This is a genomic window from Loktanella sp. M215 (genome assembly GCF_021735925.1).
In the GTDB taxonomy this organism is placed as follows: domain Bacteria; phylum Pseudomonadota; class Alphaproteobacteria; order Rhodobacterales; family Rhodobacteraceae; genus Loktanella.
In genome coordinates, this window is record NZ_WMEA01000001.1 from 1,417,852 (window position 1) to 1,443,990 (window position 26,139).

Annotated in this window: 25 protein-coding genes, 1 tRNA gene and 6 pseudogenes; 16 read left to right on the forward strand and 16 right to left on the reverse strand. The window is 57.3% G+C overall.

What is annotated here, in order from left to right:
- Positions 1-11 precede the first annotated feature (11 nt).
- Both GLR48_RS06910 and GLR48_RS06915 read left to right on the forward strand, forming a co-directional pair.
- Positions 12-1,412, forward strand: coding sequence for a sensor histidine kinase (locus GLR48_RS06910; protein WP_237060023.1), 1,401 nt, complete (start codon positions 12-14; stop codon positions 1,410-1,412).
- 59 nt (positions 1,413-1,471) lie between these two features.
- A tRNA-Arg gene (locus GLR48_RS06915) sits at positions 1,472-1,548 on the forward strand.
- A 627-nt stretch (positions 1,549-2,175) separates the two neighbouring features.
- On the opposite strand, the gene GLR48_RS06920 is transcribed toward GLR48_RS06915, so the two are convergent.
- Positions 2,176-3,384 (reverse strand): cytochrome P450, encoded by a 1,209-nt coding sequence (locus GLR48_RS06920; protein WP_237060025.1) that lies wholly within the window; start codon positions 3,382-3,384, stop codon positions 2,176-2,178.
- A gap of 453 nt (positions 3,385-3,837) precedes the next feature.
- On the opposite strand from GLR48_RS06920, the gene GLR48_RS06925 reads away from it, so the two are divergent.
- Positions 3,838-4,056 carry a hypothetical protein gene (locus GLR48_RS06925; protein WP_237060027.1) on the forward strand — a complete coding sequence of 73 codons (219 nt, stop codon included), beginning with the start codon at positions 3,838-3,840 and terminating at the stop codon, positions 4,054-4,056.
- Between the two features lie 87 nt (positions 4,057-4,143).
- Here the strand turns inward: GLR48_RS06925 and GLR48_RS06930 are convergent, their stop codons facing one another.
- Entirely contained in the window at positions 4,144-4,764 is a 621-nt protein-coding gene (locus GLR48_RS06930; RefSeq protein ID WP_237060035.1) for a hypothetical protein, read from the reverse strand.
- A gap of 139 nt (positions 4,765-4,903) precedes the next feature.
- On the reverse strand, positions 4,904-5,596 hold the full coding sequence (locus tag GLR48_RS06935) for a winged helix-turn-helix transcriptional regulator (RefSeq protein ID WP_237060037.1): 693 nt from the start codon (positions 5,594-5,596) through the stop codon (positions 4,904-4,906).
- A gap of 159 nt (positions 5,597-5,755) precedes the next feature.
- Between GLR48_RS06935 and GLR48_RS06940 the strand changes: the two genes are divergently transcribed.
- Positions 5,756-7,195, forward strand: coding sequence for an FAD-binding oxidoreductase (locus GLR48_RS06940; RefSeq protein WP_237060039.1), 1,440 nt, complete (start codon positions 5,756-5,758; stop codon positions 7,193-7,195).
- A gap of 203 nt (positions 7,196-7,398) precedes the next feature.
- On the opposite strand, the gene GLR48_RS26040 is transcribed toward GLR48_RS06940, so the two are convergent.
- The 4 genes from GLR48_RS26040 to GLR48_RS06955 all read right to left on the reverse strand — a co-directional run bounded on the left by GLR48_RS26040 (position 7,399) and on the right by GLR48_RS06955 (position 10,039).
- Entirely contained in the window at positions 7,399-7,593 is a 195-nt protein-coding gene (locus tag GLR48_RS26040) for a universal stress protein (RefSeq protein ID WP_442915768.1), read from the reverse strand.
- Between the two features lie 555 nt (positions 7,594-8,148).
- A complete protein-coding gene (locus GLR48_RS06945) occupies positions 8,149-8,415 on the reverse strand; it encodes a hypothetical protein (protein ID WP_237060041.1) in 267 nt (88 codons plus the stop codon).
- Between the two features lie 275 nt (positions 8,416-8,690).
- The gene (locus tag GLR48_RS06950) at positions 8,691-9,089 is read right to left on the reverse strand and encodes a hypothetical protein (protein ID WP_237060043.1); all 399 of its coding nucleotides are present in this window, start codon (positions 9,087-9,089) and stop codon (positions 8,691-8,693) included.
- Positions 9,090-9,388: 299 nt separating this feature from the next.
- Complete coding sequence (locus GLR48_RS06955; protein ID WP_237060045.1) at positions 9,389-10,039, reverse strand: hypothetical protein; 651 nt, start codon at positions 10,037-10,039, stop codon at positions 9,389-9,391.
- A gap of 58 nt (positions 10,040-10,097) precedes the next feature.
- On the opposite strand from GLR48_RS06955, the gene GLR48_RS06960 reads away from it, so the two are divergent.
- From GLR48_RS06960 to GLR48_RS06980, 5 genes are all read left to right on the forward strand, one after another.
- Positions 10,098-11,015 (forward strand): calcium/sodium antiporter, encoded by a 918-nt coding sequence (locus tag GLR48_RS06960; RefSeq protein WP_237060047.1) that lies wholly within the window; start codon positions 10,098-10,100, stop codon positions 11,013-11,015.
- Positions 11,016-11,471: 456 nt separating this feature from the next.
- Positions 11,472-12,038, forward strand: coding sequence for a hypothetical protein (locus GLR48_RS06965; RefSeq protein ID WP_237060049.1), 567 nt, complete (start codon positions 11,472-11,474; stop codon positions 12,036-12,038).
- Positions 12,039-12,193: 155 nt separating this feature from the next.
- On the forward strand, positions 12,194-12,709 hold the full coding sequence (locus GLR48_RS06970) for a Chromate resistance protein ChrB (RefSeq protein ID WP_237060051.1): 516 nt from the start codon (positions 12,194-12,196) through the stop codon (positions 12,707-12,709).
- The gene (locus GLR48_RS06975) at positions 12,710-13,267 is read left to right on the forward strand and encodes a phosphatase PAP2 family protein (RefSeq protein WP_237060053.1); all 558 of its coding nucleotides are present in this window, start codon (positions 12,710-12,712) and stop codon (positions 13,265-13,267) included.
- Between the two features lie 113 nt (positions 13,268-13,380).
- The gene (locus GLR48_RS06980; protein ID WP_237060055.1) at positions 13,381-13,695 is read left to right on the forward strand and encodes a hypothetical protein; all 315 of its coding nucleotides are present in this window, start codon (positions 13,381-13,383) and stop codon (positions 13,693-13,695) included.
- A 6-nt stretch (positions 13,696-13,701) separates the two neighbouring features.
- On the opposite strand, the gene GLR48_RS06985 is transcribed toward GLR48_RS06980, so the two are convergent.
- From GLR48_RS06985 to GLR48_RS07005, 5 genes are all read right to left on the reverse strand, one after another.
- Complete coding sequence (locus GLR48_RS06985; RefSeq protein ID WP_237060057.1) at positions 13,702-14,430, reverse strand: MBL fold metallo-hydrolase; 729 nt, start codon at positions 14,428-14,430, stop codon at positions 13,702-13,704.
- Complete coding sequence (locus tag GLR48_RS26045; RefSeq protein ID WP_442915769.1) at positions 14,427-15,413, reverse strand: ABC transporter ATP-binding protein; 987 nt, start codon at positions 15,411-15,413, stop codon at positions 14,427-14,429. Before GLR48_RS26045 ends, GLR48_RS06985 begins: the two co-directional genes overlap by 4 nt.
- Positions 15,410-16,180 (reverse strand): ABC transporter permease, encoded by a 771-nt coding sequence (locus GLR48_RS06995; protein ID WP_237060059.1) that lies wholly within the window; start codon positions 16,178-16,180, stop codon positions 15,410-15,412. The genes GLR48_RS26045 and GLR48_RS06995 overlap by 4 nt, the downstream gene beginning before the upstream one ends.
- On the reverse strand, positions 16,180-17,037 hold the full coding sequence (locus GLR48_RS07000; RefSeq protein ID WP_237060061.1) for an ABC transporter permease: 858 nt from the start codon (positions 17,035-17,037) through the stop codon (positions 16,180-16,182). Before GLR48_RS07000 ends, GLR48_RS06995 begins: the two co-directional genes overlap by 1 nt.
- A gap of 65 nt (positions 17,038-17,102) precedes the next feature.
- Positions 17,103-18,158 carry an extracellular solute-binding protein gene (locus tag GLR48_RS07005; RefSeq protein WP_237060063.1) on the reverse strand — a complete coding sequence of 352 codons (1,056 nt, stop codon included), beginning with the start codon at positions 18,156-18,158 and terminating at the stop codon, positions 17,103-17,105.
- Positions 18,159-18,266: 108 nt separating this feature from the next.
- Here GLR48_RS07005 and GLR48_RS07010 point away from each other — a divergent pair, with 108 nt between their 5' ends.
- Positions 18,267-18,881 (forward strand): TetR/AcrR family transcriptional regulator, encoded by a 615-nt coding sequence (locus GLR48_RS07010; RefSeq protein ID WP_237060065.1) that lies wholly within the window; start codon positions 18,267-18,269, stop codon positions 18,879-18,881.
- Positions 18,882-18,935: 54 nt separating this feature from the next.
- Here the strand turns inward: GLR48_RS07010 and GLR48_RS07015 are convergent.
- Positions 18,936-19,286, reverse strand: a pseudogene (locus GLR48_RS07015) (transposase); the annotation flags it as partial.
- 323 nt (positions 19,287-19,609) lie between these two features.
- Between GLR48_RS07015 and GLR48_RS07020 the strand changes: the two are divergent.
- From GLR48_RS07020 to GLR48_RS07030, 3 genes and pseudogenes are all read left to right on the forward strand, one after another.
- Positions 19,610-19,804, forward strand: a pseudogene (locus GLR48_RS07020) (N-acetylglucosaminyltransferase); the annotation flags it as partial.
- Positions 19,805-19,844: 40 nt separating this feature from the next.
- A complete protein-coding gene (locus tag GLR48_RS07025) occupies positions 19,845-20,198 on the forward strand; it encodes a glycosyl hydrolase (RefSeq protein WP_237060066.1) in 354 nt (117 codons plus the stop codon).
- Positions 20,199-20,365: 167 nt separating this feature from the next.
- Positions 20,366-20,537: pseudogene (locus tag GLR48_RS07030) on the forward strand (IS5/IS1182 family transposase); the annotation flags it as partial.
- Positions 20,538-21,007: 470 nt separating this feature from the next.
- Here the strand turns inward: GLR48_RS07030 and GLR48_RS07035 are convergent.
- Complete coding sequence (locus GLR48_RS07035) at positions 21,008-23,116, reverse strand: putative bifunctional diguanylate cyclase/phosphodiesterase (protein WP_237060068.1); 2,109 nt, start codon at positions 23,114-23,116, stop codon at positions 21,008-21,010.
- A 283-nt stretch (positions 23,117-23,399) separates the two neighbouring features.
- The gene (locus GLR48_RS07040) at positions 23,400-23,693 is read right to left on the reverse strand and encodes a PilZ domain-containing protein (protein WP_237060076.1); all 294 of its coding nucleotides are present in this window, start codon (positions 23,691-23,693) and stop codon (positions 23,400-23,402) included.
- Between the two features lie 85 nt (positions 23,694-23,778).
- Between GLR48_RS07040 and GLR48_RS07045 the strand changes: the two are divergent.
- A pseudogene (locus tag GLR48_RS07045) lies at positions 23,779-24,049 on the forward strand (ATP-binding protein); the annotation flags it as partial.
- 691 nt (positions 24,050-24,740) lie between these two features.
- Positions 24,741-25,526 (forward strand): GGDEF domain-containing protein, encoded by a 786-nt coding sequence (locus tag GLR48_RS07050; RefSeq protein WP_237060078.1) that lies wholly within the window; start codon positions 24,741-24,743, stop codon positions 25,524-25,526.
- 102 nt (positions 25,527-25,628) lie between these two features.
- Here GLR48_RS07050 and GLR48_RS07055 read toward each other — a convergent pair.
- Positions 25,629-25,868, reverse strand: a pseudogene (locus GLR48_RS07055) (IS3 family transposase); the annotation flags it as partial.
- Positions 25,869-25,949: 81 nt separating this feature from the next.
- On the opposite strand from GLR48_RS07055, the pseudogene GLR48_RS07060 reads away from it, so the two are divergent.
- Positions 25,950-26,129 (forward strand): annotated as a pseudogene (locus GLR48_RS07060) (IS3 family transposase); the annotation flags it as partial.
- Positions 26,130-26,139: the final 10 nt, after the last annotated feature.

The window sequence follows — 26,139 nt, forward strand, 5'->3', positions numbered from 1 at the left end:
ACGGAGACGCAATGCTGAATACCCTCTCGGGTCGGTTCCTGATCCTGACAGTCATCTTCGTGATGCTGGCAGAGGTGTTCATTTTTGTCCCCTCCGTCGCCCGGTTCCGCGAGGATTATCTGCTGGCCGCACTGGAACGCGCGCAGATCGCGTCCCTCGCGGTCGAGGCGACGGACATGATCGCCCCTGATCTGGAACGCGAATTATTAAAGAGTGCTGGCGTGTTCAACGTCGTGCTGCGGCGCGACGACATGCGGCAACTGGCGCTGTCGTCGACCATCCCGGCGCCGATCTCTGCAACCTACGACATGCGCGCGCCTTCGCGTTTGACGCTGATCGGCGATGCGCTGGCGACTCTGTGGGACAGCGAGCCGCGGATCATCCGCGTGCTTGGCAATCCCGTGCAGGGTGCCGGCGTGCTGATCGAAATCACGATGAAGCAAATGCCGCTGCGCGCGGCGATGCTGGAATATGGCCTGAACGTCCTGTTTCTGTCGGCCATCATCTCGGCCATCACGGCGATGCTGCTGTTCATCGCAGTGCAGGCTTTCCTCGTGCGGCCCATCAAGGGTGTCATCGGCCACATGCAGAACTATGCGGCGGCGCCAGAAGATGCCCGCCGCATCATCGCCCCCAGTGCCGGTGTGCGCGAGCTGCGCGACGCCGAGGATGCGCTGCAGATGATGCAGACGCAGCTGACGTCCTCGCTGAAGCAGAAGGACCGTCTGGCGCAACTGGGTGGCGCGGTCGCCAAGGTCAGCCATGATCTGCGCAACATCCTGACCTCTGCGCAACTGTTCACGGACCGGATCGAGGGGTCGGATGACCCGCTGGTCAAGCGCATGGCGCCCAAGCTCGTCGGCTCCATAACCCGCGCCGTGCACCTGTGCGAAAGCACGCTGGCCTTCGGTCGCGCCGACGAGCCTGCGCCGCGCCTCACGCGGGTCAACCTGTCGCGAATCGTCGAGGAAGTCGTTGAAAGCGAGCGGCTGGCTGCAGGGGAGTATCCCCTCTCCTTCGCCGAGGACATTCCCGCCACGATGGTGCTGCGCGCCGATGACGAGCAGATCTTCCGGGTGCTGTCCAACCTTGTGCGCAATGCCCGCCAGGCCATCATGGCGACGGGCGATCCGGGCGAGATCTGTCTGCGCGGCGAGGAGGACGACACGGCGTGGCGGATCACGATATCCGACACCGGGCCGGGGCTGCCTCCAAAGGCGCGCGACCATTTATTCCAGCCGTTTCAGGGCGGCGTCCGCAAGGGCGGTGCCGGTCTGGGGCTGGTCATCTCTGGCGATCTGGTGCGCGGGCATGGCGGTCGCCTGACACTTCAGGACACGGGGGCTGCGGGTACGGTGTTCCAGATTGCGCTGCCGAAAGCAGACTTCGCACTCGCACCTGCGGCGGCGTGAAACTTTCTGCGTTTTCGGCCTTGCATCACCCCACACCGCCCGCTAAATCCCCCCTACGCGGATTGGTAGCTCAGTTGGATAGAGTACTTGACTACGAATCAAGGGGTCGGGGGTTCGAATCCTCCCCAGTCCGCCATTTACCTCCCTTAAGGCATTGTATTTTTTGAAAATCTTGCTTAATTGTCTAAGGCAGATCAGGTCTTGGACAATTGTTTGCTTGCCGCGGTGTGTTGTTTTAATCGCTCGCCACCGCATTTCTGGCGAAAATTCTGGGCGGCGTTGCGGAATTGCGACGCGAAAAATGCAAAAGGGCCGCACCGTGTGCGACCCTTGATGAAAATCTCGAAGGCTCATTTGACCAAAAATTTACCCGTCTCCAATACGGACGGTTTCGGGCTGAGGAGTCGGCACTTTTCGGCTCGCTTCGTGTATCGCGCGATTACCTTGAGGGTCTCATGACCGTGCGCGCGGGTATTTATTTGATCGCAGGAACTTCGACCTTCGTATCGAGATCCTGTCGGGGCAGGGCGACAAGGACGGCATTGCGGCCGACGGTTGGCCAACTGGATCGAGGACTTCAGTGAAGCAATGGTGGACCGGCGTGCCGAGCTGCACTTGCAGATCCTCAAATGACACGGCGCGATGCTCACTGACATAGCTATTCAGGCTTCGAAGACCTTGAGCCCAAAGATGAATTCCGGGCGCATCCGCCATAGCAATTAGCCAGATTCACCGTCACCGTAATCTGCTTTGAACGATCTGATCATGAAATATGGGCGATGAGAGGCGTTGACTGACGGATGCCGGAAAATCCCAACATTTGCGGGGCCTCAATCAACGCGATCCCCGGCGCACCTGCAATCAGAGCGGCGAGCCCCTCTTCTAATTCGATCCGGGCCAGCATTTCACCAAGGCATCGGTGTGCGCCACCACCGAACACCAGATGCGGGCGCACATGATCCTTGCGATACAAATCAAACGCCAACGGATGTCGGATGCGAGTCTCGTCGCGCATGGCGGAAAGACTGGACAGGCCCAGCACCTGGCCGGGCGCGACAGTCATATTGCCAAAGGTGACGGGCGCGGCCGTATAGCGAGGCAGCGATCCGACCGGCGGTTCGATCCGCAACGCCTCGTCGATGGCCGGCGGGATAAGATCGGAATCGGCACATACCGCTTCCCAGAGTGCACGATCATGCAACAGACGCCCAACGGTCAGGTTGAATCCCGAACGGGTGGTATCGCTTCCGGCAAGGATCACCGTCATGACCTGATAGATCAATTCTTCTGACGCCAGCGCACGGGCGCTTTCGTCATTGACGAGCATCGACAGAAAGTCTTCGCGCGGGACCTTACGGCGCGCGTCCAGCGCTTCCGAAACGAAACCGTAGAGCGCTTCGGCAGCGGCTTCGATCTCAGCATGATGTGCGACATCATACGGAACCATCAGGCTGCGGCTGAGCGAATAGACTTGTGTCGCGAACCATGTGCTTTGTTCGACCGGTAGGCCCAGAACCTGTGCAATCACTTCGGCCGGCAGACGCGAAGCGCAGAGGGCGAGGAAATCGAAATCGGTGCCGCGCGGCAGATCGGCGACGATCCGGTCCGCCACCACGCGGACCTGGCCGCGTTTGCTGCGCAGGACCGGGTGTGCGAAGGTTTTGGCAAATGCACCACGGCGCCGCTTGTGATCGGGCCCGTTACTCAACAACATCGAACCTTCGAGAAAGCTGCGGCATCGCCCCTGTGGTATGCCACAGGCGTCAGCATAGGGTGCACCTGGAAGCTGTAGCAGGCGGGGATCAGATGACAGCTTTTCCACGTCGTCACAGCGCAACGCGGTGACGCGCATGTCATGGGTGCGCACCAAGGGTGTGTTACGACGCAGATCATCGATTTCCGATAGTGACATTTGAACCAGCTGTTCTGGCGGCATGGATGGAATGCCGTCTTTTCCAAGAGTGTGTCCCATTGGGGTTTGTCTCCATTTCGATTCGAATATCTAATTTCAAGGCACGAACCGCTTAAAGGCTGATCGACTACCGAATTTTGGATATTTTCCTGATACAGATTGTAATAAACGTTAGCCGGTTAGTCGTGTAATTTAAAAAACGGGGCAGAGTTCATGGCAATGCGCCGCCTCACTGACCGAAGATCTTAAGCGATGGGATTGAGTTTACCAAAAGTCATCCAACAGGTCTCGTAAAATTTTTACCCCCAAATTCTATCAAGTTTTTGAAACGTGATGACCGGCAGTCTGATGACTTATACATCCTTATGCTAACGCTCATCGTTCGTATTCGTTAGTAGAGGCTTCGTTTGTCCCTCGAGAAAAAATAGAGATGACATGACGATAACTAAAAATATGGAAATTATGATTTAGCCTTTCATTTTTTAATGAATTATCGCAGCAGCATGGTCGTTCGTGACCTTCAATTCAAACAAGAAATATTATGATGTGCGGCAGCGCTCACTCCAAATGATTGGGGTAAAATTCATTGATAAAATATGGTGCCACAAAAAATGTGTTGAAGAATTCGTGAGCGCTGCCGGTGGTTGCCGCGGCAATCCTCCCGAAACTGCCGCAGAACGTTCGATGGTAGCGACATGCAACGACCGTCACATCGATTCAGATCAATATTGAGACGGCAGGCAGATGGTATAGTCCGTGCCCGGTCGGGTAGGCGCGTCGGGGCGCATGGCCATGCTATGCTCATTCGCATCCTCCGTCTTACTGTGTTGGCACGACTCGCTGTGCCGGCCGCGCAGCGACGGGCACCATGAGGTGAGCGTAAGGTGTGCCTGACCACATGACATAGGGGCCGTCGGTCTGAATGGTGGTCGGAAGCCCTGCGAACGCCGCCGGGTCGGGCGCGATGACCATCATGTGGGGGCCCTCGACGACCCACTCGTTGTCGGCCGTTGGTTGGGACGCGGCGGGATCGCTGTTGCTGGCACCGCCCTCTGCCGCGTCACCGGCGAGCATGTAGGCAACGGCCACACGTTCTGCGGTGAACGGGGTGCCGCCCATCCAGGCCGCCATCCACCGCCGCCATTCGGCGTCCATGCACATTGGCCCGGCAACGCCGTCAGGGGCCGGAAAGCAGGTGTAGTCGCTTGTGCCGTCGCGCAGGATGTTGCCCGACAGATCCGAGATGGTTGCAGTGTCCCGGATATTTGCGGGGGCTGCGGTCAGCGCCTCAGCGATCATTTCGTCAGTCGTGGCGGTGGACTGGGCCATGGCGGGGGTGACCGACACGAAACAAGACAGGGCAAGTGCCGGTATGCCAGAAATGGCGCTGCGGCCGCAGCCGGTGTGACGGGACGGCTGGCCGTGAGGGTGTGATGTCATGCAGGAACGCATATCGATGCTCCTTCCAGAGATGCTCACCTGTCCGATGTGGTATGGCGAGTTGATCCAAGCATGCAGGGGCTGGCGTTAACCCGCATAGTCAGATTTCTGGACCGCCCCTCCGGCCAGATGCTTAGGTTCAATGAACCCGTTTCGGTTGGCGCGAAAAGGGACTGAGGCCCAGCCAGGTTTGCATCGTCCTCGCAATTCCCGGATCACCGTCGAGTTGGATCTTGTCGCGCACATCACCGACCTTCGCCAAACCCATCCAGATCGCGGTCATGGTGCGCAGATCGGTCGTGACCCACAAGTCCACTTCATACCCCGGATCGGAGGAGCACAGATCGACCTCTGCCGTGGGGGTCACCACCAGCCACCAATGGCGCCGCGCCGCCGCAAGCTCGGGGTAGGTGAAGCGCACGACGGTTCGATGTGCGGGCAAGGGCTGCGGGTCAAGGTTGCGCCGCATATCCCACATCAGCAAAGACGGATCGAGGTTCCGGAGCGTCGCCTGCGTTTCAATCCACTTCTGCCCCCACATCCCGAATGCCTCGACCACGGCCTGCAAATCCTGACCGGCCTCGGTCAGGCGATATTCCTGAACGGCAGGATCTTCAGGTGCGGGTGCCCGGACGACGATGCCGGCGCTCTCCAGTTCCTTTAGGCGTTGCGACAGCAGGCTGGGCGACATGCGCGGCACACCGCGCCGCAGGTCGTTGAACCGGGTGGAGCCTGCCACCATCTCTCGCACTACGACCATCGTCCAGCGTGTGCAAAGTGTTTCGGCCGCCATCGCGACCGGGCAGAACTGTCCGTAACTTCCGAGGGTCATGGCGCGCATCCTTTATAGGAAAGGCGTTTTTGCCTGGCGCAATGCTAACACAAAATGGCCCATCCCGCGAGAAGACACTGATTCAGTTTCAGGACTGGCCCCATCCATCGCGCGAGCGCAGGCTGAAGGCCCGACATCCCTCAAGCAGGAGCGCACGCCATGACCCGGACCATGAAGACACTGAACGGCGGGACGACCGCCGTCCCAGAGGCAGCACTGACCGACCTTAAATCCTCGTTGCGCGGCAAGTTGATCGGTACACGTGACACCGGTTACGACGCGTCGCGCGCCTTGTGGAACGGCATGGTGGATCGCCGCCCCGCCGTGATCATTCAGGCGCGCGACATCCATGACATTCAGCTGGCCGTGAACTTTGCGCGGGACAATGACCTGTTGCTGGCGGTCAAGAGTGGTGGTCACCAGATCGCCGGCCACGCCGTCGCAGACGATGCCCTGCTGCTCGACCTGTCGCAGATGCGCAATATTGACGTTGATACGGACAAGGCAACCGCCCGCGTCGAGGCGGGGTGCCTGTTGTCCGATGTCGATCAGGAAACCCAGCTTTACGGTCTTGCCGTGCCGTTGGGCATCAACTCGACCACCGGGGTGGCCGGTCTGACGCTTGGTGGCGGCTTTGGCTGGCTCACTGGCAAGCACGGCCTGACCATCGACAACCTGCTTTCTGCCGAAGTCGTCTGCGCCGATGGCGTCGTGCGCATTGCCAGCAGGACGCAGAACGCGGACCTGTTTTGGGCCATTCGCGGCGGCGGGGGGAATTTCGGCGTCGTGGCGTCTTTCGCGTTCACGCTGCACCCGGTCGGGCCAGAGGTTCTCTCGGGCCTGATCGTTCACCCGATCGCGGATGCACGGCACCTGCTGCAAACGTATCGCAGCCTGTGCATGATCGCGCCGAATGAGTTGACCGTCTGGGCGGTCATGCGGCAGGCTCCACCACTCCCCTTCATCCCAGAGGCGTGGCACGGCACGGAAGTCCTGATCTTTGCGGCGTGCTATGCTGGCGACATGCGGGAGGGTCAGGAGGCGCTGCGTCAGCTGCGTGAGCTCGGCAACCCAATTGCCGATGTCATAGGTCCGCACAGTTACACGGACTGGCAACAGGCCTTCGATCCGCTGCTGACGCCCGGCGCGCGCAATTACTGGAAGAGCAATGACTTCCTTCAGCTGACGGACGAGGTCATCGACAGCATCCTGGCGGCGGTCGGAACGCTGCCCGATCCGCAGTCAGAGGTCTTCATCGCCCATCTTGGCGGGGCCATGACCCGTGTTGATCCAGCCTCGACACCGTTTCCCCAACGCAACCGGCACTTCGTCATGAACGTCCACACGCGCTGGACTGACACGTCGCGCGATGAATCGTGCATTGCCTGGGCGCGCAAGCTCTATGATCAGACGGCAACTCACGGGGCTGGCAGCGTCTACGTGAATTTCATGCCCTCCGACGACGACGGTCGCATACCCGAAGCCTATGGCTCCAACATCGACCGGCTGCGGCAGATCAAGGCGAAATACGATCCGAAGAATCTCTTCCGCCTGAACCATAATATCATGGTGGAAAATATGGTGGACACGTTGAACTGATCTTCGCGGACTCGATGTCGATCACAATTGCAATCAATTGGTTTTGCAACCGCAGGTGGCGCCGGCGAATTATATCGCCGATAGCTGCTCTACAAGAAATCGATATGACCTGTGACTAAATTAGCCTATGGGAAATAGTCTTTTATTAAAAATCGCAAATCACACTCTTCAACTCATGGAGTCGAGAGCCAACTCAGAAGCAATTATCGTTGAACGGTCAAAACGGGACATGTCGCGTGGGAAATCAGTTTCTGCGCGACACGTCCGAGCAGTGAGCAATGCAACGTTCCCAGCCCATGGCGTCCTGCAATAATCAGATCCACGGCTTCGTTTCGGGCATAAGCGAGGATCGCTTCAGCAGGCATACCGCTGAGCAGCCGTGTCGAGACGCAGCGCAACCTGCGGCTTCAACGATACCGGTTGCACGGGCAAATCGTCATCGGCTCGGTGTCAAACAGTCGCTTCATCTACAGAGAGAAATGAGTGAAATCGGACATGCCAGAAGTCGCACAACTCTGGAGTTCAAGGATGTGGAGAACCTGAAGATCAGACGAAAAATTCGTCGCCAGAGTGGCGGCAGCGCGAAGAGTTGTTTCAGCGTCTTCAGAACCATCGAAACATCCCAAAATACTAGGGAACACTGATTTGCTATCTCCCGAGGGTTCCCGCTTTCTACTCAAACGCTCTGACGTAATCACTAACATGTATCAGAATCCTTCGTGACAGGTTGGATTTTTTGCACATGCTCAATGCTGCGGAATGGCATTCAGTAAGAAGGGCTCGAACCGGACCTTCGCCGCTCACGGAGTTAATTTCCATTGAGCGGACAAAGCTGCTTTCCGACCTCATTGGTCGAGTGTCCGCTTTAAATCTCAGACACAGTAAAAACTCTCAAGTCAACGTCTAGGATAAATGATCGCTTGGTTCGCTGTGAGTGCGTGATCCACCTGTCGTCAATCTGGGCTGCCATAGGGGAAGAGCTTGGTAAGGGCCGCACATAAAACACCAACGCCCATCAGGGCAGCAGCCGTCATAAACCGACCGTAATTCTGTTCTGAATAATGCAAATACCACTGTAGAGTGCGCTTACCTTCGCTCGAAATGACAGGGTCTGGGGCTCCAAAAATGAGGATGTATAGCCCTGACGTTATGCCTACGGCCAAGGGCACGACCACCCAGAAATTGACTTCGGAAGGCGTCAGTCTTTGAAAACCAAACATAAATTCCGTTCCTTCATTTGCGATAGAAAATCTCTGGGACCACCAAACCCTACTGGATGCCGCTAAGTTTTCCCAGTCCAACTTTAATTAAGCGCACGCCCAATCCCAAATTCATATCGTGATCACCGATCCAAAAGAGTTCTGTGCCATGCTGGGCCCATCCACAGATGACATACATAGGTCTTGCGGCATCATGCAGTTTGGGCTTTCTACCAGCGTTCGCTGCAAGCGGTTCGAACGGCAAAGGTCTGTTTTATAGATAAGAGCTTGTGTATCTAGTCGAAAATACTGTCGAGATTTCCGATAATACTGATGAGCAAGGCCACGCCGCAAATCAGGATCGCCAACCAGAACATATATTGCATCATAAATGATGAAACGCCGAAAATAACAGCCATATATGAAAGCAGGTGTGGTTCGTTTCGATAAATTCCAATGGCGCCAAGCACGACCGCGACAGCCGCCACACACAGCGCAGCAATTGTGATGAACTGACTATAATTTTGGGGCAGCGGAGTGGGCTCTGGGGCTGGTTCCCCCGCCAATACACGTGCGGCTGATTGCTTTATATCTGCAGCAATCTCGCCTATGATCGAACTGGAACTCTTCTCTTGCGGCTCAAAAAACACAGAAATTTGGATCAGAATAACGACGAGACTTGCAATACCCAGCATGAACCCAGCAATCCAAATTTCGCTGGTCGGACTTCAATACTCTGTTCCATCGCACTTCGCCTCAGACGTCTCTGTGAATTATGATAAATGACGGAAACGGCAAAATTGTGACATCTGCACCGCAGACTATAACTCCGCCAGATTCCAGAGCTTCTTCTTCATCAAACGGAAAAGCCGCCATTGGTAATGAACGCAGCATTTTGCACATTGGGCTCGAACCTGCCGTTTGCCGCCGCCAGCGGCAAGGTCCGGTGACCGGAATTTGCAGACATATGGTCGATCCGAGAGTTTTGACTGCCTTAAAACGGATCGACGATCCCATCCGCTTCCAAGCCCTGGCTGTTTTCGGTGACGGTCCCATCCTTGTTAAGGAAGTAGCTCACGGCAGCGGACTCTTTCGGGCCGGGCATGACCAGCATCAATCCTTTGGCGGTGCGCAGGACTTCGCCTCGGTCAGAGCAGCTGCCGAACTGCGGCGCTGCGCGCAGTCCGCTGTCGTCGAGCGTGCCCCAGATATAGTATCCAGCGCAGGCGTGTTCGCCTGTTGCCAGAAAGATCAGGAAGGAATTACCCGACAGCGCTTCGACCTCTGGAAAATAGGCGCTTTGGAATGTCAGCGTGTCCACATCGGTGGCGAGTGTCAGATCATCGTTCGCAAACGTCCGCGTCATGAGCACAGAGCCAAGCGGCAGTCGTATTTCGGTGGAATCGTCGGCAAAGGCCGGACCACCAACCAGAGATCCCGTCAGCGCAAGACAGGACATGGCAATGCAGATACAGGTTTTTCGCATCGGGTTCATCTTCTCATGATGTTCCGCTGTCAGATAGGGCGGCACGCAATGACGTGCACCGATGAGTAACACCTTTTTTTCGGGAATTGGCAGCCCGGCGGATCGGGGGCGTGCATTACTGTCGCGGCAAGAAATCTTTCGCAAATGCTCTTGGGTCACGCGAGTGTCACGCCTATTTCGGCGAGGGGCGGACGAACTGCCTGCGAGGGTTGTTTCGTTGGATTACATCTATGTTTTGGCTGGCCTGATCGGCCTGTTTTTCGGTGGCGAGGCGCTGGTGCGCGGCAGCGTCGGGATTGCCCGGCGCATGGCAATCCCGCCACTGCTGATCGGCCTGACGGTCGTAGGTTTCGGGACCTCGACGCCAGAGCTTCTGGTCTCGGTTCAGGCGGCATTGCGCGGTGTGCCAGACATCGCGGTGGGCAACATCGTCGGATCGAATATCGCCAACATCCTGCTGATCGTCGGCCTGACCAGTCTGGTCTGGCCGATCCGAGTCTCTGGCGCGACGCTCCGGCGCGATACGGCCGTCATGGTCGCGGCGGCGATCGTCTTGGTCCCGATCTTTGCAACCGGCGAAATCGGGCGGCTGGCGGGTGGGTTGCTGGTGCTTGCCTTGGCGGGCTACCTGACTTGGGCTTACCTGCAACCCGGCGATGCCGCTGATGACGACGCTGACACGTCTGTGCCGTCCTCCGTGCTTGTCTCTGCGCTCTGGGTCCTTGGTGGTCTGGTCGTCTTGATGTTTGGCGCACGTTTTCTGGTCGATGGATCGGTGTCCATCGCCCGCGGCTTTGGCGTGTCCGAAGCGTTCATCGGCCTGACGATCGTCGCGGTGGGCACATCACTGCCCGAACTGGCCACATCCATCATTGCGGCTTTCAGGCGCCAGTCGGAAATCGCAATCGGCAACATCGTCGGGTCCAACATCTTCAACGTGCTGGGCATTCTGGGCGTCACGGCCTTGATCAAGCCTGTGCCCGTTGCCGGCAGGTTCATGACCTTCGACCTGCCGATCATGATTGCAGCATCATTGGCACTGACGGCATTGCTTTTGACGCGTCCGGTCATCGGCAGGGTCATCGGCGTCGTCGTCCTGGTCGCTTACGTGGCCTACGTATGGCTCGCTCAGTAACAAAGGGCTCCTTCCTGCCGTTCGCTGCAGTCGGCACCTAGGTCCGGCTCGCGGACATAACGACAAAATTGATGTTGTTTTCCAAATTTCGCTATGCCCAACCTTGCTCATCCGCCAAGGCCTCTTGCATTTGGCCTGACCTTACTCATGAGGGCGATTTTTCCGCACATCGCAGCCATAAACAACTTGCCTCGCCAGAGGTTGCATGCGGTTGACGTGACCCTTTCGGTTGGGTCTGTCTGATCTTATGTGACGATCCAGATATCTCATGGCCACAAACAGCGGCGTTCGTGATCCGTGAGCCCGTCGTCATTTTCGGAGTGCCGCGATCCCATGCACGCCGTGGCACGCGGCACTTGCCACGGTCATGACACCGCCTTTCTTGTTCTGCGGAAGTGGCCTGCATTCACACCCGGCGGATCAACGTTCAAATCGTCGGCCACGCCAGCGGAGCAAGTGCACTACGATTCTCCAAGCATCATCGCGGGCACGAGACCTCAAATTCCGGCCATGCGCGTCCTGTCACCAAAGAATTTGTCGAAACACGACCGTTCCGCACTGCGCGGATTATCGGTTCAAGAATTGCAAGCCGGCCCCGATACCTGCAAGAATCCAGATGGCAACGATGACGACCGCGGCGAGGATGCTTCGCGGCCGTTCAGACATAATGTCGGCGCGTTCCCGAAACTCGATCATCAACGCATCTGGGATAAGTCGCACGGCGAGCATAAGACCAAGTGGCACGATCAGCAGGTCATCCAGATATCCAAGGACGGGAATGAAATCCGGTATCAAGTCGATCGGGCTAATGGCATAAGCCGTAATGATCCCACCCACCACCTTGGCAGCGACCGGGGTTCTGGGGTCACGCGCAGTGATCCAGACCGCGAAGATTTCGCGTTTCAGCTATCGCGCCCATCGTTTGATGCCATCAATCCAACCCACCACATTCACCTGTCACTGAAATCTTCGATCAAAAAGCTCTGGCGGCTCCCGGTCTCACGGTTCTCACGGGCACGATAGCCATTTCAGCCTCTCGCAGAGTGAAAGTTGAGCCAAGACGCCTTTCCGACAAGTTCAGCGAGATGATCGGCGCGGTCGGGAGGATGGCTGGCTTCATTGACTTGTTACAGCCGCAACATTAACACGCAACGATGGAACACATAACCTGGATTTTGATGACCTATAAGGTCCCGTCCGAACCCGCCGCGAAGCGCGTAGCATTCTGGCGGCGACTTAAGGCGATGGGGGCGGTCTATCTGCAAAATGGCGTCTGTTTGCTGCCCCGGACCGATGAACACATGCGCCAGCTGAAGATGCTTGAAAACGATGCCACCGAGATGGGGGGCGAGGCTTTTCTTTTGGTCACGACCTCGCTCGACAAGACCCAAGAAGACAAGGTCACTGCGCGGTTCAAGGCAGACCGGGATTCGCATTATCAAGAGTTTCTGGGCAAATGCGATGCCTTTACGGCCGAGATTGCGCGCGAGATTGCCAAAGAAAAGTTCACCTTCGCAGAACTTGAAGAAGAGGACAGCGAGCTAAAGAAATTGCAGGCTTGGCTGGGGCGTATCTCGGTTCTCGACTTCTACCATGCGCCGCTTGCCGGCACGGCGCGTGAGGCATTGACGCAATGTGAAGCGGCGCTGGCGGATTATGCGCAGCGTGTGTTTGATGCCAATGGAGGCCAATAAATGACGGCGTTGTATGATCTTGACGTGGCAGTCACGCAGACGATCAACGCCCTTTCCGGACAGGGCGTAGTGGATGCCTTTATGATCGGCATTTCCCAGTGGGGCGTGCCCTTGCTTGTGCTTGCCGTCGCAGGTCAGTGGTGGTCCGGTGCCGACCGCCGGGCCAAGCGGCATGTGCTGGTCGCGGCGGGGCTCGCCTTTATCCTCGCCTTGGGGTTCAATCAGCTGGTGTTGCTGGGCGTGGATCGGATGCGGCCCTATGTGGCAGGCGTCACGACGTTGCTGGTGCCCCCCAGCGCTGACCCGTCGTTCCCATCGGATCATGCCACCGCCGCCTTTGCGATTGCCGCAACATTCGCGTTCAGCGTGATCCGACGTCAGGCGGTCTGGTTTACGCTGGCCGCTGTGGTCGTGGCTTTTTCACGGGTCTACATTGGTATTCACTATGTCGGGGACGTGCTTGGCGGTGCTGTGACCGGCCTGCTGGCCGCCGCCGCCGTCACTGCGCTGTATCGGCCGGGCAGCCGAATTGACCGCTTTTTAACCGGTATCCTTTAGCTGATGGGCACCCGGACAGACCAATCCCGACTGTCGCGGATGGTGTCGCGATGACCCGCATTTTGCCGACCATCGTCGCGATGGGCGTCTGAGGCTATTGGGTCATTGGGCTGATGGCCTTCTTCGCGGCAGTGTTTCTGACTTCTGTCTTTACGCCCGGAACCGTCGCGGTCGTGCTGGGCGGCGCGTTGGCGGCACAAGGGCTTTATCACATCGGCGACATGATCTGGTTCGTGGCCATCGGAACGATACTGGGGGCCGAGGCAAGCTATCGCATCGGTCGGCATGCCGACATAGCAGGCGTCCAGCCCGTCGGCGTTGTCCTATGCAGGCAGGCGCACCATCCTGGCGGGGTCGCCAAGGCGGGGCATCGTGTTGCCGCCAAGCGACGAGTCGAAGTCGGTCACATTGCGGTTCTGGTCTATTGAGGAAGGTCAGGCGCCCTTGTCGCGCAGCCAGTCGGTGATCAGCTGGCGATGGCGGTCGCCGCCGTAGGACGGAAAGTGCCCGCCGTGAACGGTCTGCACAGGCAGGTCCAGCAGACGTTTCATGCTGGCGACGTAATTCGCTTGGTCCTGCGGGTCGCCGCTTTCGATCAAGGGGCCGTCATAGACGATGTCGCCCGAGATCAGCAGCCCCGTCGCCTGTTCCCACAGGGCGATGCCGCCCGGGCTGTGGCCGGGCGTATGGATCACCTCGAAACTGCGGTCGCCTAGATCGATAATGTCGTGGTCCTGCAGGATCCGCGTCGCGGGGGCCGATTTTACGGTGTAGGTCGCCGATTGATAGGGTGCCGGCGGCAGCGTTGTGAATATCTCGTCCGTGACGTAGGCGTCGGCGTAGGTGTTGGCGCGGGTGGGGTTGGCCAGAATGTTGGCCTCTGCGGCGTGGCACAGGCGGCAGGGAAATTCGTGGTGCGTGCCGACGTGGTCGAAATGCGTGTGACTCGCGACGGCATCAAGGGGCCGTTCGGTCACAAGCGGCACCCATTCGCGCAAGCTCAGCACGCCCATGCCGCTGTCGACCAGCATGTCCCGGTCGCGGCCGCGGACATGCCAGACGTTGCAGCGAAAGAACTCCTTGATGTGCGGCTCGTCGATCCATGTGACCCCGTCCGAAAGTGTGCGGACGCGGTACCAGTCGCTTGGCTGGGCATGGATCATGCGGATTCCTTCAGGGTGACGACGCGGGACGCGAACAGGGGTACCGTGTCATCCACGGCGGGCAGGTCCCCCGGCGGCAGATGGGCGATGTAGGGCGTATGGGCGTTGTCGTCGCTGCGAAAGTGGCAGCGGTGATAGGTGCCGAAGAACGCGGTGCTCTCAAGCTGCGCGTGGCCAAGTGCGACCTCCCCGGAAAGGCCGACGTTTTCCGGACGCACACCATGGATCGCGCCAGCGTCGGTGGCGACCAGACCGGCGGGGATGCGGTTCATGTCGCCCATGAAGTTCGCAGTGAACAGCGTCTTGGGGTGCAGATAAATCTCCTCCGGCGTGCCGAAATCCTCCACCCGGCCATGGTTCATCACGACGATGCGGTCTGCGATGGCCATCGCTTCCTCCTGATCGTGAGTGACATGAACGAAGGTCGTGCCGACCTTGCGCTGGATCGCCTTCAGCTCGTCCTGCATCTGGCGCCGCAGCTTGAGGTCGAGCGCGCCGAGCGGTTCGTCCAACAGCAGCACATCGGGATCGACAGCCAGCGCACGGGCGAGGGCGACGCGTTGTCGCTGCCCGCCGGAGAGTTCGTGGGGCTTGGCACCTGCCTTGTCGCGCAGACCGACGAGGTCGAGCATATCGTCCGCCTTGGCATTGCGGGCGCCGCGCCCCATCCCCTTCATCCGCAGGCCGAAGCCCACGTTGTCGCGCAGGGTCATGTGGGGGAAGAGGGCGTAGTCCTGAAACATCGTTGTGGTCGGGCGGTTTTTGGGTGCAACGCCGTCCATGTCGCGGCCGCCGATCATGACCGTGCCCTCGGTGGGCGTCAGGAAGCCGCCAAGGATGAACAGCAGCGTGGACTTGCCACAGCCCGACGGGCCGAGCAACACAACGAATTCGCCGGCACCAAAGGACAGGTCGATCCGGTTCAGCGCCCGGAAGGTGCCGAAGGTCTGGCTAATGGCGGACAGGGCGACGTCGGCGGTCATGATTTCGACTTTCGGAAAATGGTCAGTTCAAGGACGATCAGGATCGCGATGGACACGAGGAAGACCAGCGACCCGATGGCATTGGTTGCGGGCGACAGACCGGAGCGGAGCATCGACCAGATCTCGACTGGCAAGGTCACGTCGAAGCGGGTCAGCAGGAAGGCGATGATGAACTCGTCCCAGCTGAACGTGACGGACAAGAAGAATGCGGCCAGCAGGGCGGGCTTCAGCATGGGCGCGGTGATCAGCGTGACGACCTTCAACTCAGACGCGCCCAGATCGCGGGCGGCGCGTTCGGCGTTCTTCTGATGATCGCCCATGGCCGCAAAAAGGATGGCAAAGCACAGGGGCAGGTTGATAACGACGTGACCGATCCCCGTGGCCCAGAGTGACGGGCGCACACCCAAATGGTTGAACAGGCTAAGCAACCCCAGCGCGATGATCAGATAGCTGACGGTCATCGGCGCGATCAGCAGGCCACGCATGACGACCGATCCTGGAAGGCGGACACGGGCAAGGCCCTGAGCCGCCAGAAACCCCAGGGTCAGCGCGATCGTGGACGACACCAGTGCCACGAAGAACGAGTTGCGCAGCGCCGCCATCAGGTCGCCGTCGCCCAGCACCTCTGCATACCACTTCAGCGAGGGGCCGTCGAAGGGCGGCACGGGCAGGCGGCCTGCCTGAAAGGAAAACAGCACCAGCACGACGACGGGCAGAAAGATGAAGGCGAAGATCGCCACAAGGTAGGCCCATGAGAGGATGCGCATCAGACCCTGTCCATCTTGAGCCAACGGGCGGTGGCGGCGTAGGCCAGCGTCACCAGCGCCATCAGCACAACCGACAGGGCAGAGGCCATCGGAAAATCGCCCCGCCGCCCCAGTTGCAGCATGATCAGCTGCGGCATCGACAACTCGTTGTTGCCGCCCAGAATTTGCGGCGTGATATAGTCGCCGATGCACAGCACGAAGGTCAGGAAGGCCCCGGTCATGATGCCGGGCAGGGTCAGCGGCAGGATGACCAACCGCAGGGTTTGCCAGCCGCTAGCGCCCAGATCGGCGGCGGCGCGGGCATAATTCGGGGACAACTGGATCAGGTTGGCATAGATCGTCAGGGTCAGCAGCATGACGAAGAAATGCACGAAGCCGATCACCGTAGCGGTCCGCGTCGCCATGATCTGAATGGGCGCATCCAGCAGGCCAAGGCCGATCAGGCCTTGCATCAGCACGCCGTTCTGCCCAAGCACCAGCGCCCAAGCGTAGGACCGCACGACGTAGGACGTCCAGAAAGGCAGAACCGCTAACATGATGGCGAGACGTTGCCAGCGCGGCGGCACCTGCGTCGCGATGATCCATGCCAGCGGCCATGCCAGCATGACGGAAATCACCGTCACGGTCGCCGTGATCTCGAGCGAGACGAAGACGCCCTTGAGCAGAGAGGCGTCGGTGAAGATCTTGACGTAGTTGCCCAGATCATAGGCCTGCACGATCTCGCGCCCCTCCAGATGTGCAAGGCTCAGCAAGACCATCGCGGCAAATGGCACGATAAAAAAGGCCAGCGTCCACAGCAGGGCAGGGGCGACGAAGATAAAGGCCGTGCGCCGTTCTGCGCTTGCGATGCTGGTCATGCGGAGGGTCCGGTCCGGGGGCAGGTCGCCTTGGCGGTCAGCCGCCAAGGCCCGTTAAACAGGGGTTACTGCTGCAGCATGTCAGTCCACAGATCCTGCATTGCAAGATCAAGGTCGGCGTCAGGGACCGGATACAGCTGGGATTTGGCAAGATAATCGTCCTGATTGTCCCAGCGCAGCGCGGTCTTCTGGTCGTCGGTCAGTTCGTCGCCCGCGGCCCGGTTCGCTGGCATGCCCCAATAGCAGGATGATGTCGCTAGACGCGCCTGTCCTTCGGGGCTGACGATATATTTGACGAACTCCGTCGCCATGTCCTTGTTCTGAGAATCCTCCAGCACCGCGATCGATTGGGACCAGCGCAATGCCCCTTGCGACGGAACCGTCCAGTCCAGCGCGGGGTTCTCGGCGGCCAGCGCTGCCGTCACCCACTCGCCGCCGCCGACCAGGATATCGACCTCTCCTGTCGCAAGCGCGGTCTGGCTCGCCACGACATCGCCGACAAGTTTGGCGTTCGCCTTGAGCGCGTAGGCACGGTCACGCAGGCTTTCGACGCTGTCGGCGGTCAGGTCCGCGGTTGCGATGCCTTGTTCGAGGCCAATCAGGCCCAACACGGGCAGGTAATAATCATAGACTGCGATGCGGCCGGCGTATTTGTCGGACCACAGTGTGCCCATGTCGGCCATGTCGGCCGGATCGACCTTGGTCTTGTCGTAGGCGATGGTGTTGTAGCCGAACTTTTCGGTCACCGCATAGATCGTGCCGTCGCGGCCGTTGCTGTCGGCCATCACCAGATCAGGAAAGAAGCTTTCGGTCGCCATGTCATCGGGGAGGGCGGCCAGCAGACCTTGATCCACGGCGCGGCCGACGTCGACCGTGTCGATAACCATCACATCCCAATCGCCAGGGCGCGACTGGTCGAGGATCGCCAGACCGGCAGCGGTGCCTTCGTATTCCTTGACATTGACCTTCACGTCATGCGCCTGCTCGAACGGTTCCAGCAGCGCGGGGTCGGTGTGATCGCACCAGACCAGCGCGTTGATCTCGCCCTCGGCATGCGCAGCCCCGGCCAGAAGCAGCATCACACCAGAAGCGGCCATTGCGTGTGTGTCGGTCTCTCTCATCTTCACTCTCCCATGGGTGTCGCTTGTTGTTGCAATCATCGTTGTGTTGGACCTAAATTGAAGTCAATCAATAATTGTAGTCACTATAGAAAATCAGAGCGGCACATCATGGTCGGACTTCGGGCGCGTAAAAAAGAAGCAACCAGCCGCAGGATCATCGCAGAGGCCTGCCGGATGTTTCAAGAGACAGGATATGAAGAGACGCGGATCGAGGATGTCGCTGCAGCGGCAGAGTTGTCGGTCGCGACATTCTACAACTACTTTGGATCCAAGGCCGATATTTTGCTCAGCAGCGTCACCGAGGAAACCGAAAAGGTGCTCGCGCAGGCGGAACGGTGCATTGCCCAGTCCTATCCGGATGCGGCGACAGGGTTCGATGCGCTTAGCCGCGTCTATTGGACCTATTCTTTTACCAGCACCTCGCGTCAAATGTGGCGCGTGGCCGTGTCGCAGACGATGCTGAACCCGCAGTCCGAATTCTGCCGCAGGTATGTGGCCTTGGACGAACGCCTGTCGGATCAGGTCTGCGATTTCATACGCCGGATGCAGGCAGACGGGCACATTCGGCAAGACGTCGAATCAGACCCAATCGGGGCGCTTCTTTTCAATAATATCAACATGAACTTCTTATCCTTTATCAGGAGCGACAGCCTGACTGCTTCGGAAATGCGTGCCGCCGTTAAAGTTCAGAGTGCGCCGCTGTTAGATCTGATAGCGTGTTGAAACCGGAATGGAGTCATTGGTGAATCTTGATCCTTAATTATTGAGGTTCAAGACTCATATCCAAAAGATGACGGTTGCGGCGAGAGCTATCGCTGAGAGGAAGACCGGGGGACTTTTGTCATAGCGTGTGGCAACGCGCCGCCAGTCTTTTAGGCGGTCGACCATGATCTCGATCCCCTTGCGCTTTCGATGGCGGCGCTTGTCGTATTTGACGGGTCTCTCTCGTGACTTTCGACCCGGAATGCAGGGCGTTATCGTCTTGTCGATAAGGGCCTCGCGGCACCAGTCCGCATCGTATCCTCGATTGCCTAGAAGCCAGTCAGCGGTCGGAAGGCTGCTCAGTAACGCCCTGGCTCCATCATAGTCGCTGACCTGTCCGGCCGTCACGAACAACTGGATGGGCTGCCAGAACCGGCAGCGGGACTGATCGAGGCGCGCGGTATCCGTCATTTTGAAAGCAGCCTGATCACAAATCCACCCATCCATGGTCGCGATGGCGCGCGCGGCACTAAGCGGACATTTGCAGCACTTCGTTCCGAGGTCAGGGGGGAGTGGCGAACGACGACCCTGCCTTGGGTGTCCAGAGGGGCGGAGCGCTCTTTGGTCCGGCGGAGGGACCCTGGCGGGTTCGGGAGGGCGGAGCGCCACCTGTGCGGCGCTGCAGCGCCGCCGGGGTCCGGGGGCGGAGATCGCGAAGCCGAATGCAAAGGTGCGGACGGCAACCGCAGCGCGTCGGATGCTTCAGTGCACCCAGCATTTGCTCCAGCAACGCCAAGCAGAGCTGGGCTGCCCGGACCCGTCTGCATACTGGAGCGGCCTTTCACGGCATCTTTCAGGCGGGCTATACCTCTGCCTTGGCTCCGATGTGCATTGGGTCCCATTACGCCGTTAGGAGGAATGCGCTGAGGGCGGTCGGAGGGTTGGCCTGCGCTCGAGGCGCGGGGTCTGCGGCTGAGCAGCCCGGTGACAACCCAGGACGGGACGCTCGGCGCTAATTCCTGGCAAAGGCAGTTCATGAATCAGGTGCAGGCCCGTGGCCTTCGCGTCGATTTCATAGCCGTTCATTATTATTCCACCAATGGGAATGTGAGCGAGTTCCGAAATTGGCTCATTTCGGACTATAACGAATATCGCCGCCCGATTTGGGTCACCGAATTTGCAAACGTCGATTGGCGCAGCCCCCAGCGCGTGACCTTCAAAGAAAATGCGGCCGTCGCGCGCGAGGCGATTGCCATGATTAACGATCTTCAGTTTGTCGAACGACAAGCGTGGTTCGCTGCGAATCCGTATCCATGGGGTGGCAGTCACCTAAGATAAACCTCGTCGATGACAAATTGTGCCTAACGCCAGTTGGCATCGCCTTCGACCAGACGTTGCGTGTCATCGGACCTCAACAGGTGGCGAGCCTCCCGTAAGTGTAACTTTGGCTATCGTCACATGCGGACGAAGTTCGCAGCGAGCCTTGGGACGCTAGCGCATCGCGGCACTTTTTCATCGACAACACTGGCATCAAGGTCGAAAGGGAAGGCGCGCAAGCATGGCGGCCCCAAACGACGTGTCTGGCGCAAGATCCGCATCGATATTGATGAGTAAGAAATGAAAATCAGAGCCGTCGAGATCATGGGGACCAACACTGGAGGTGCACCGATGTTACCTCACCACCAGCGTTACCTCGACGAAATTGTCTGGCAATGCAACCATCGGGAGACCGTCCGGGCAGTCCTCAAGCAGCGGACCACCAGAACCGGCGTCGAGCGGGAGAAATCGATCATGATTTGGAGGCCGGTCTCGGCGGTCGATCAGATGCGAATCCTGCTTCTTTGGGTGGCCGGCAAACACCTGCGCCGATCAAGGGAATATGGCCTGAGTTGGCCATGACATGAAACACGGCACGGTTGTAGCGCGCGATGTAGGCGTTCTGTGAGGCTGGCCGAAACACCGCATTTCACCAACAGTCGGTTTGCGGAAAATCTGAAATTTCCCTTCGGATGCACCAAGGCTGATTTCCGCAGCCTTGGCCAGGCAATTAGTATCATGCGGCTAAAAATGTCTAGTCTGCGGTTCTAGTCCAAGGTTGATAATATTTTGAACAAAACTGATTGCATCGATGATGATAATTTATCTATCTACGAAAATGATAAAGCTGAGGGGTCTCGATTTATTGAATTAGCGATTTCAGGCTCCATCAGGAGGGTCGAGCTGCTGCAACTATTATCCGGACGCGTAATCTTCCGCATCTCTTCCTGCGGCATAGGTCTGCCAAAATGGTAGCCTTGAGCGGTCGTGCAGCCGACGTCCTGCAGAAAACTAAGTTCATCCAAGGTTTCTACACCCTCCGCTAGGATGGGGATGTCAAACGCTCCTCCGAGTAGTAATGTAGCCCTTACAATTGCGGCACGTTTTTTGTTTTGGTGGACATCTTGCACGAAGCTACGATCAATTTTTATTTTATCGAACGGAAACGTCTGCAACATGGAAAGTGAAGAATACCCTGTACCAAAATCATCCATCGCAATGTGCACACCGAGCGATTTCAACTTCGTCATCACATCCAAAGTCAGATCAGCATCCTCGACGATGCCTTCCTCCGTCATTTCCAACTCAAGTCGCTCAGGCGACAAACCACTTTGTTTCAGTGCAGCTACCACATGCCCCACGAAGTCGGGTTCGACGAGCTGCTGCGGTGCGACATTCACGGCAATCGTGAGGGGCAAATCCCAGCTCGCGGCTTCGTGACACGCCGTGACCAGCACCCAACGCCCGATCTCGCGTATCAAGCCTGATTTTTCTGCAGCGGGAATGAAGCTGTTAGGCATTACCAAGCCGCGGATCGGATGGTTCCACCGCAGCAACGCTTCAAAGCCCACTGGGGCGAGTGACACCACGTCATTCTGCAACTGATAGACCAATTCAAACTCGCCATTGCTGCAGGCCTGCCTCAGATCGCTCATCAACTGCAGTTCTTCGCGGTTTTCCACGTCCATATCGGGGTTGAATATGCAGACGGGAAGGCCTGAGTTTTTCGCGCGGTACATCGCCAGGTCGGCCATATTTAACAGGCTATCGAATTGGCGACTATCGTTTAAACTCGTCGAAATACCGATCGCAGCACCCACCCCAACATTCAAATCTCCTATCTGTATTGGCGGAATGATCTGAGCATGAAGGCGGCGCGCAAATTTATCTATATTTTCGATGCTTGCTATCGGCGATAATAGAATGACAAACTCATCACCACCGGTGCGCGCGATGATTTCCGTCTCTCGCGCCGCTTTCTTCAGGCGCTGTGCGACTGCGCAGATGACAGCATCACCGACGTGGTGACCATGCAGGTCGTTGATGGTTTTGAAGCCATTCAGGTCGATAAAAACGACTGCGAGGCTGGCCCCAGGATCCCGTTCCAGCTTTCGCGAAAGGACCCGCGCATCCTCGACCATTTTTCGACGGTTCGGCAACCCGGTCAAACCATCGTGATTTGCGGCGTAGATCGCGTTATTCTTCGCATCCATTGTCAGCTTGGCTTCAATTCCGAATGACGCAAAGCCAAGCAGCAAGAGGATCGTAACAACCGCAATGACGCCACCCGCAAGAACCATATCCGAGAGTTGCGCGGTGGGCGCAGCGACGGTTGGGTTCAATATGATGGTAATTGCACTCATGCCGACGAAGTGAAGGCTGCAGATCGCCAGGACGAGGAAAATCATTCCTCCTATCCAGCAATAACGTGTTAGGGGATAAGCCACACGATGATACGTTGCGATACCAAACAGCATGCTCATGCCGATCGATATGACGACGGCGGTCATGTCAAATGTCAAAATACCCGGCACGCGATAGGCTGATATTCCGACATAATGCATGACCGATATCGAGAGGCCGAGCAGCGTCCCAGCCGCAATGAACGGCTGTTTGACCGGGAGGTATTTAAACGTAGCTGTTGCGACAGCAATGCCGAAGATAGCGATAAGCAAAGATAGCACTGTTGCAATAGGCTCGAAGCCATGTGGATAACCTGGATCATAGGCAAGCATTGCTACAAAATGCGTTGACCATACGGTCGCCCCTGTAATCAAGCTGATCAACACCAGAAACACGCGATCCAATGTTCCGGATACACCTTTGTATCGATTGGTCAGGCGCACAGACAGAACGGAGCCAACAACACAGATCGCTGCGGCCACCCCGACAAGCCAGAGCTGATGCTCTTGCGTTAAACATGAGATTATTCGGTTCACATCATACCTTCAAACACGCGTTAACAAGATGAAGCGCGGATAAGATGAAAATTTCGTTGAGGTGTCCCAAAGTGCGCGGGGCTCAATTGATGAATTTGACGTTATTATACTGATCCGGTTCAGACAGCGGACGAATCTGGCACGGAAATATTTACATCTTACGCGGCCTCAAGAATCATGTTGCAGCCACCGACGTCGGGGTATCCTTTTATGCAATTCAGGTTTCAACAGATATGGACGCATAGTCACTGCAAGAATTGCTGTCCCGCAAGGCCGGAGAGCTTCAATTTGCGATCTGCCGTGCGCCTTTTCGTAGCGCATCAAGCAGTTCGGGGGTCGGAGGAACTGTGAAAGCGATCCCTACTTTGTCCCCTCGGGTCCAGCGGACAAAACCTGTCAAACTTATGTCGAGAACCTGAAGCGTCAGTTTGTCACCATGCAAGACACCAGTCACGTTCTTGAGCTGTGCGCCGCCTGCACTGATGTCAACGACTGTTGCGCTACAACTCCCTGAAGGTGTTTTGACGACAAGATGAAACGCAGACGGATGGCGAAAGCGCCGGAAATGTTTGATCATTAGCCGAATCCACTGAAAGAAACCTTTGTCGCGATCGGTTCTAAGGAGACAAGATGAATAATCAGTTCAGAATCTATCCCAAAACATTACCGAACGCCTCATCTGCCTTGATCTCATAATCCTGAACGCATTTGGCTGACTGCCGCTCAGCGCATCAGAGGTCGCATTGTTCTTCCATCTGCTCAGCAAACTCTACGAGCGCACCAGCGTCATCATCACCTCAAACCTGAGCTTCAGCAAATGGACCGCCCGGGACGACGATCGCGCTCATCGATCTCCTGACCCATCGCTGTCTTATTCTGGAGACCGGCAAGAACAGCTTCGGCTTCGAAGCCAGTGCCGCCGTCTCGGCGTAAAAAAGAGGGAAGGCAATGGATGTCTTGAGGCAAGCCTGACCCCCGAAACATTCCCTCAAGCTGGGTCTGCTACGCACAAATAGTTTCCGGGTCTGGAAACCCTGGCGCGGGCCTGTTGCTGGGGTGATTTGGGTTCAACAAAACGCATGGTCGGACGGGACGCCGCCTCTGCGACTGCGTCCGCGTCGTCATTCGTCTGTCGCTTCACGAATTGTTATACATAAGGTGAAGGCGCCGGCCTGACGGTATGATCAGTCCCGTCGTTCTTCCGCGTCCAGTAATGCGCCGGCGCGCAGGCCTCCATGGCAACGAGACAGGGCGGCAGTCCAGCGATGGTCACTACTTCCGCGGATGGCCCCATCCTTGATGTGACCTCGAATTATGTCACTTTGGCATAACGCGATGCCGTCGGGAGGGGTATCCACCCCATCACTTCCGGGTGGAAATCAACGGGCCTGCTTGTTAGCGCATAAGGGCAACGCTGCCACGCGGGATCAACACGGTATCCCATCAACAGAGCCCCTCGGCGCGGCTGGTGTTATTGATCTGAACCCAGAGATGCATCAAGGTATCGGAAACGAGGCTTCACGTGGGGCATGTGGATTTAATCACAAATTAAAGTACCGCAGATATTGTTCGGACGAGGACTCTGTCAAATTGTGAACCTCACAACAGCCTTAGAAGGTCGCCAATGATCAAGATCAAGACATGGTGGGGTGTTTGGGCTTCTACTTTACTACTCTCAAGTCTGATTGTTGGCATCGTTGCCCTGCAAACAGGGTTAGAGAACACACCGGATATTGCTGCTATCGTTCAGCCGAAAGCAATCATCGGTGCCATGTTGACCTCCATCCCGATAAACTTCTTTTTATTCTACCAAATCAGAAAGAGCACAATTCTCGCAGAAAAATTGAAATTTTTGGTTGAACGTGACCGTCTGACAGATGTTGCGACACGTGATTACTTTTACATGGCGATGGATACATACCCCGAAGCATACGGTGTGTCACTCATGGTAGATATTGATCATTTTAAAACGATCAATGACCGGCATGGCCATTTAGTAGGTGATTATGTCATTCGAGAAGTTGCAAATACCTTGCGTCAGATCATACGGGAAGATGATATCGTTTGCCGATTTGGTGGCGAGGAGTTTGTGATCTTTTTGAAAGCGAGCGATGCGGATGAAGGGTACACCACCGCCGAGAGGATGCGTCGCGGTATTGAGAATACGCCATTGGAAGCTTTTTCAGGAGAGAAAGTGCATGTCACTGTATCGATTGGCTGCTCTATGAAGGACAGGCTGCAGGATATCAATGATTCAATTCGAGCAGCGGATGCTGCACTTTACCAAGCGAAATCAGGTGGTCGAAATAGAACGATATTTTCAGCTGCAATAGGAAGATCTGTGGTGCTCCCAGATTTTCAGGATGCACCGGGAACGCTTGCGATCTCTGCCGTGGCTTCTGGGCGCTAAGCTCATCAATGGGCTTGAAGCTACCAGACCTGCAAGATTTATGCTCTTCGATTCGACCTGTCTCACTTTAGTGACGTCGCAGGTGCTCGTTTGGGCCACATTCTAATTAAAAGAGACGGGACTTTTCCAGCCCAGTGCTGCGTGTCGACGGGGCGGATGGTGGAACCCGTTGATGTATTCATAGATCGTCATCTCAGCTTGCCGCCGTGTCTTCCATGGCCTTGATGGTTCTAAGAACGTCTCGACGGCTGCATTTTCATATCAATTGCCCTCGCCGCTCATCGAGACCTGAAAGCCGTGTCGACGCAGGATCTTCTGACAGTCGTGATAGCAGTATTGGGCAGAGTTAATCGGTCGTCGCACGACCTTGGACACTACCCCGTTTGCGCAGCTGGTCGAGTAGTTTTGCCGGTGTTCGCCAACCCGAAGGACGACGGCGAGCGTTCGGTAATCGCCCGCAACATCCTTGACCGCGACGTCGCGGCGGACCGACCGAACCAGACGTGACTGGCAGACCTCACCTCCATCCGGACTGCGGACGGCTGGCTCTATGTATCGGTCGTGCCGTACCTCTTCTCCCGACGTGTTGTCGGCTGGTCCATGAAAGCCGACA

Coding starts and splice junctions, on each gene's coding strand:
- GLR48_RS06910 (WP_237060023.1), top strand. CDS start 12: ATGCTGAATACCCTCTCGGGTCGGTTCCTGATCCTGACAGTCATCTTC.
- GLR48_RS06920 (WP_237060025.1), bottom strand. CDS start 3,384: ATGGGACACACTCTTGGAAAAGACGGCATTCCATCCATGCCGCCAGAA.
- GLR48_RS06930 (WP_237060035.1), bottom strand. CDS start 4,764: ATGACATCACACCCTCACGGCCAGCCGTCCCGTCACACCGGCTGCGGC.
- GLR48_RS06935 (WP_237060037.1), bottom strand. CDS start 5,596: ATGACCCTCGGAAGTTACGGACAGTTCTGCCCGGTCGCGATGGCGGCC.
- GLR48_RS06940 (WP_237060039.1), top strand. CDS start 5,756: ATGACCCGGACCATGAAGACACTGAACGGCGGGACGACCGCCGTCCCA.
- GLR48_RS06945 (WP_237060041.1), bottom strand. CDS start 8,415: ATGTTTGGTTTTCAAAGACTGACGCCTTCCGAAGTCAATTTCTGGGTG.
- GLR48_RS06950 (WP_237060043.1), bottom strand. CDS start 9,089: ATGCTGGGTATTGCAAGTCTCGTCGTTATTCTGATCCAAATTTCTGTG.
- GLR48_RS06970 (WP_237060051.1), top strand. CDS start 12,194: ATGACCTATAAGGTCCCGTCCGAACCCGCCGCGAAGCGCGTAGCATTC.
- GLR48_RS06975 (WP_237060053.1), top strand. CDS start 12,710: ATGACGGCGTTGTATGATCTTGACGTGGCAGTCACGCAGACGATCAAC.
- GLR48_RS06980 (WP_237060055.1), top strand. CDS start 13,381: ATGGCCTTCTTCGCGGCAGTGTTTCTGACTTCTGTCTTTACGCCCGGA.
- GLR48_RS06985 (WP_237060057.1), bottom strand. CDS start 14,430: ATGATCCATGCCCAGCCAAGCGACTGGTACCGCGTCCGCACACTTTCG.
- GLR48_RS26045 (WP_442915769.1), bottom strand. CDS start 15,413: ATGACCGCCGACGTCGCCCTGTCCGCCATTAGCCAGACCTTCGGCACC.
- GLR48_RS06995 (WP_237060059.1), bottom strand. CDS start 16,180: ATGCGCATCCTCTCATGGGCCTACCTTGTGGCGATCTTCGCCTTCATC.
- GLR48_RS07000 (WP_237060061.1), bottom strand. CDS start 17,037: ATGACCAGCATCGCAAGCGCAGAACGGCGCACGGCCTTTATCTTCGTC.
- GLR48_RS07005 (WP_237060063.1), bottom strand. CDS start 18,158: ATGAGAGAGACCGACACACACGCAATGGCCGCTTCTGGTGTGATGCTG.
- GLR48_RS07010 (WP_237060065.1), top strand. CDS start 18,267: ATGGTCGGACTTCGGGCGCGTAAAAAAGAAGCAACCAGCCGCAGGATC.
- GLR48_RS07040 (WP_237060076.1), bottom strand. CDS start 23,693: ATGATCAAACATTTCCGGCGCTTTCGCCATCCGTCTGCGTTTCATCTT.
- GLR48_RS07050 (WP_237060078.1), top strand. CDS start 24,741: ATGATCAAGATCAAGACATGGTGGGGTGTTTGGGCTTCTACTTTACTA.